Annotated in this window: 9 protein-coding genes; 1 reads left to right on the top strand and 8 read right to left on the bottom strand. The window is 57.1% G+C overall.

Annotated features, from left to right (window positions below; translation table 11 throughout):
* Window positions 1-224: 224 nt before the first annotated feature.
* Genes ASF14_RS10755 through ASF14_RS10775 form a run of 5 tightly spaced genes read right to left on the bottom strand, consistent with a single transcriptional unit; the run spans window position 225 to window position 2,110 of the window.
* The gene (locus tag ASF14_RS10755; protein WP_056434799.1) at window positions 225-644 is read right to left on the bottom strand and encodes a phage tail tube protein; all 420 of its coding nucleotides are present in this window, start codon (window positions 642-644) and stop codon (window positions 225-227) included.
* A gap of 59 nt (window positions 645-703) precedes the next feature.
* A complete protein-coding gene (gp17, locus tag ASF14_RS10760) occupies window positions 704-1,063 on the bottom strand; it encodes a tail completion protein gp17 (RefSeq protein WP_056434800.1) in 360 nt (119 codons plus the stop codon).
* Complete coding sequence (locus ASF14_RS10765; RefSeq protein ID WP_056434801.1) at window positions 1,060-1,521, bottom strand: HK97-gp10 family putative phage morphogenesis protein; 462 nt, start codon at window positions 1,519-1,521, stop codon at window positions 1,060-1,062. Before ASF14_RS10765 ends, gp17 begins: the two co-directional genes overlap by 4 nt.
* Window positions 1,521-1,835 (bottom strand): phage head closure protein, encoded by a 315-nt coding sequence (locus ASF14_RS10770; protein ID WP_056434802.1) that lies wholly within the window; start codon window positions 1,833-1,835, stop codon window positions 1,521-1,523. Before ASF14_RS10770 ends, ASF14_RS10765 begins: the two co-directional genes overlap by 1 nt.
* A complete protein-coding gene (locus ASF14_RS10775; RefSeq protein ID WP_056434803.1) occupies window positions 1,832-2,110 on the bottom strand; it encodes a head-tail connector protein in 279 nt (92 codons plus the stop codon). The genes ASF14_RS10770 and ASF14_RS10775 overlap by 4 nt, the downstream gene beginning before the upstream one ends.
* A 93-nt stretch (window positions 2,111-2,203) precedes the next feature.
* Here ASF14_RS10775 and ASF14_RS21495 point away from each other — a divergent pair, with 93 nt between their 5' ends.
* On the top strand, window positions 2,204-2,716 hold the full coding sequence (locus tag ASF14_RS21495) for a hypothetical protein (protein ID WP_156361147.1): 513 nt from the start codon (window positions 2,204-2,206) through the stop codon (window positions 2,714-2,716).
* A 42-nt stretch (window positions 2,717-2,758) separates the two neighbouring features.
* Here the strand turns inward: ASF14_RS21495 and ASF14_RS10780 are convergent, their stop codons facing one another.
* From ASF14_RS10780 to ASF14_RS22275, 3 genes are all read right to left on the bottom strand, one after another.
* The gene (locus ASF14_RS10780) at window positions 2,759-3,940 is read right to left on the bottom strand and encodes a phage major capsid protein (protein WP_056434804.1); all 1,182 of its coding nucleotides are present in this window, start codon (window positions 3,938-3,940) and stop codon (window positions 2,759-2,761) included.
* A gap of 91 nt (window positions 3,941-4,031) precedes the next feature.
* The gene (locus tag ASF14_RS10785) at window positions 4,032-4,478 is read right to left on the bottom strand and encodes an HK97 family phage prohead protease (RefSeq protein WP_236697022.1); all 447 of its coding nucleotides are present in this window, start codon (window positions 4,476-4,478) and stop codon (window positions 4,032-4,034) included.
* Window positions 4,430-4,621, bottom strand: a 192-nt coding sequence (locus tag ASF14_RS22275) for a hypothetical protein (RefSeq protein ID WP_236697023.1), incomplete at its 5' end; no start/stop codon positions are given. The genes ASF14_RS10785 and ASF14_RS22275, both read right to left, overlap by 49 nt.

Consider the following 4,621-nt stretch of genomic DNA (forward strand, 5'->3'; position numbering starts at 1 on the left):
AGAACCTACAACTTCCCGCACCGCCTGCGCCCTCGTCAAAGGCCGCAAGCATCTCAGCCACAGGCCCTACCGCAAGGCGGCCTGCCGACCACGCTTACAGTTGGCGCGGGTGTTGACGCTCATCTGCTGAACGCGCACCGCGCCGTCCGGTCCCATTTCTGGAACACGAACGTCGCGGTGCGGCAGTTTAGCAGCCAGCATGTCCGAACGGCTGAAAAGACGCATTAGGCTGTCGCCGTCGTTTCAACGACCGAGCCGGTGATCTCGAGGTTGCTTGAAGCCTTTACAACGTCATCCTGCTCACCTGTACGCTCGAACGTGAGGACGTATGCGGTGAAGTCATACTTTGTGCCATCAGCGAGAGTGATACGGAATTTGGTGGCTGCGCGAGTGCCGCGGGCAGCACGCATTGCCAGCTGGCCAGCATCCTTGGGCATGAAGATCATGCCAATGGAGCACTGACCCTCATCAGGCAGACCCATCGACTTTTCCTTGGCAGTGCTGTCGAAGTCCGTCGTATCGATCACGGCAGCGGAGCCGCCACCAAGACCACTGCTGCTGTTGACGCCCTTAACCTGCGTGTAGACGTTTCCAGACGAGTTAATTTCCAGCTTAGTGCTGGCAGTGTTGATTCCCTGGGCCATTGTTGGCTTCTCCTTTATTGGGCAGGCCAACAAGCGGGCGCTGCCAAATACTTATGCTTTCACTCCGTATGGCTGACGCGAAACTCCAGCTGGACGCGCGACAAAGCGGGGTCGCTGGTTAAGTCGCTCAAGTCCTGCTCATTGATCAGTACACAATCCTGGATGATGCCGCCCCTGTGCCCGTCAAGTGCAACGCGGATGGAGTCTGCCAGAGCGCGAGCGGCATCGAAGCCAACGTCGTAAGCATCTATGCGGAAGGTAGGCATTGCATTGCCCGTAGGACCGTTAAAATCGCGCAGTCGGGGCGTGCTTACCCGCGTGTAGATCACGAACGGTACTTTGACGCCCTTGGGAGCAACTACCGGGTAAGTGTTTGGGGCGATTGCGGACAACAGGGAGTAGAGTGCCTTTTCGATCATTTGCGGGCCTTCCTGGCCGCTTTGTCGATGGCCTTCTTGAGCTCTCCAGAGAGTACGTCGATCACCTGACCGGCGACTTTATCTACGGCAGGCTTGAACCAGGGGCGGGCAGGCTCACGCTCGGTGCCAAACTCGCTAAAGCGGCCCCAGAATGCCTTGTCGGTCGTGACCTGAAAGCTGACCGTGTGGGCCTTACGGGCCCGCACCTTCTTGGTTTTGATGTTCTGGTGCAGTCGTCCGTAATCGGCGCTGCCCTTGCTGCCGTCCTTGTTTGTCCAGGTGCGCTTTGTGGGTTCTGTACCGCGTGGCGCAGCCTCCCTGACCGCATCGCGCATCACATTTGTGGCCTGACGAGTGCCGGACGCACCAACCTTGGTCGCGACCTCTGGGCCGAGGCCTTTCAGAGCCGCATTCAGCTCTTTCATCCCCTCCATTCTGAAGCTCTGGCGTCCGGGCATCAGATTGCCCTCACAAGCAGGGCTAAGCCCTCGCGATTGCCCACCTCATCGACGGCGACGACGCTGTAACGACGCTTGTCGCACATGACCTCGAAGAACGTGCTGACATCGGCGCGGTAGCGAATGAGGAACTTGGCTTCCTGCGCCTCAGCGATGCCTGCCATGCGGTTCACCTCGCGCAGATTAAGCGACTGGCGCTCAGCCCACACCGTCGCGACTTTGCTCCATGCCTGCGTTTCCGCGCCGGAGCCGGATCGCTGCTTAATTGGACGATAGAGGATGAGCTGACGGTTCAGCTTGCCCGCCTGGATCACATGCCACCCACGCGATACGGGGCGAGGAGACGATAGAAGGTCTTTTCGCCGACCGTCTGGCCTTCGCGGTTCGCGAACAGGTCGGCAACGAACACAGCTACGGCCTGCTTGATCGCAGGGGGGCATGTATCGGGGGCTAGGGCCAGGCCGGTATAAGCGGAAGCTTGCGCCTGAGCGGCAAGGATCAACAAGTCGATCGTGGTATCGTCGGCATCGCTGTCTATGCGGCACCACGTCTTTACCTCGTCGGGCGTTATAATCGTAGTCGTCTCCATCGACTACTTAGCAAAAAACTTTATACGCCAGATGATTAATCGTTATTTTACAATTCCGATCCCAGCATGACGTGTCATGGGAGGCAAATCTTTATGAAAATGGAAGTGATCCGACCGCCAATGGACCTTGAAGGCCCAGGCTGTTACGTTTGGCGTCACGATATAGCTGATCGGGTTATTTGGGAATTGACTGGAAACAAAGGTCTGCATGTTCTCAAAGTTGGTCATGCAAAAAACGTGGGTGATCGAGCCGATGAAGGCGCCAAGGGGCTGCCAACCTCCAGGAGCAGGGGTCATTTTGAACCGTATATCTATGCGGGTCTGCCCGGATGGAAGCCATGGCGTTGCGCTATGTGGACGGAGCAAGAAACCCTGCGTGAGCAAGAAGGCCGACTAGCTGGCAAGCTTACAAAATTGAGCGATGAACAGCGTGCGGCGATCTACGCCAGAATTGCTCCCGATCTCTCGCCGATCCCGGCAGGCAGAGAGATATATATTGGAAACCTTGCCAAACTAGCATCCATGTTTCCGTATTGTGCCATCACAGGTGAATGGAAACGGGCTGTATATGGGCCTATCCAAAAATGGCGATTACCGTTTCTGTGAGTTGGAAGCCTGGGGGGTGTTTGCTCCCCCCAGGCCGTCTGATTAGGCCGAAACCTTGAGGGTGATAAAAGCCTGCTTGTCCTTGACCATGCCACCAACGCGCTTGGTGCTGTAAAAGAGCACGAAAGGCTTCTTGGTGAATGGATCGCGCAGAACACGAACGCCGATGCGGTCAGCGATCAGGTAGCCCTGCTTGAAGTCGCCGAACACGAACGGCAGGGCGCCTGCGCCAACAGCATCCATTTCGGAGATTTCGGTCAGCGAGTAACCAGCCAGGGTGGCGGGCTGACCGGCAACGAGCGATGGCTGCCACAGGTAATTGCCGGTGCTATCCTTAAGCGTGCGGACCTGGGCGATGGTCGCCGATGCTGCGGCAAAGCTCGCGTTCTGACGATAAGCTGAGCCCAGGCCGTAAATCATCTGGAACAGGAAGTCCGCATTGGTAGGCAGAGCAGCCGCAACGCCGGTCTTAACCTGTGCGATGCCGCTGGTAGTCATCAGGCCCTGCGGCTTGTTGACGCCATCGCCCTTCACGAACGCGGCGTTTTCCTTGATCGCGAATGCGCGAGCAACTTCCTCTGCGAGCAGGCCTTCCACGTTGATGGACAGGTCGTCGAGAGCACGCTGGGAAACGCCAGGATTGGCGTAAATCTCGCCCATTGGAACGCGGGTCTCGGAGAGCAGCGGAGTGCTAGTTTCGGGGCGGGCATCGGTCTCACCAACCCAACCGGCGTCGGTGCCGTGCAGGTTCGACAGAAAGCGGTAGTCGTCCGACGATACTGAAATAACCGAAGCCAGCGAGCGGATAGGGCTGAGCGTTTCTAGTGCGGTGAACAGGCCAGCTTCAACTTGCTTTGGCAGGAGGTAGCCGCCGGTCGAACCTTCTGGCGAACCGCCAGTGTTGGTCATCGCCTTACGTTCCAGGGCTTCCAGATTGCCATCTAGGCCCTTGCGCATAAAGCCGTTGAAGGCATCAGCGTGCGCCTTTACGTCTGCGTTCTCTTCAGTTGCACCTAGGCGGTTCGACTTCTTTGCAATATCGGTTACAGAGGTCTGGAGAGCGGTCAGTTCGCTATTGATGCGATCTAGCCTCTCAGTGGTCAGCACGTCTGCGCTACCCTTGCTCTCAATCTGCGCGATACGGCTGTCATTGGTGTTCTTGAACTCCTCGAAGGTGTTGGCTAGTGCCGCAACCTGCGAGTTGATGTCGTTGAGATCGGCCATTATGGGCTCCTTTGTCTCGGTTGTTTTCACGCAACTAAGAGTCCAGAATCCCTCCGTCTCCTTTTGCTGTCTTTACTTATACTTGTAGAAATCAAGCGGCTCGCATCTTCCCAATGAGGCTGTTGATTGCGTCACTGACTGCCTTCTTTTTGGCTAGTTCGTTCTTGCTCTCAAACTGGCTTGCTACTGCAACAGCCTCATTTTTAGACAAGCCACAGTCGCGAAGAAGTTGCTCTAAATCGCGGACTCTCATGTTCTCGCCCATGCTCTTCACTGCCTGGACACGAGCCTTCGCATTGGCGGGTAGTCCGACGACGGACACCTCAACCAAGTCCACTTCTTCCAGCGTGCGGCGCGGATCATCGTTCTTTACGCCCATAGTGAATTTGATTGGACGGAAGCCGATGCTCAGGCCGGTGATCGCACCCGCTTTGAGCGCAACATAAGTGTCGCGGCCCATGGTGGTGTCGAGCAATTCGCCCGTCATCTTCAAGCCGACGCCATCTTCAACCATCTCAGTCCAACGGCCGATGGGCAGGCTGTTGAAGGCATCGTGATTGAGGAACGTAAGCGTCCGGTCTTCTCCGCCTTGCCGACGAGGTGATGCGCAAGCCACAGGTGCGGCACTGTGGCAGACACCGGTGCGGCATCATGGCGACGCGAATTATCGAGATGGTTGGG

Source organism: Sphingomonas sp. Leaf257 (assembly GCF_001422185.1).
GTDB lineage: Bacteria > Pseudomonadota > Alphaproteobacteria > Sphingomonadales > Sphingomonadaceae > Sphingomonas > Sphingomonas yabuuchiae.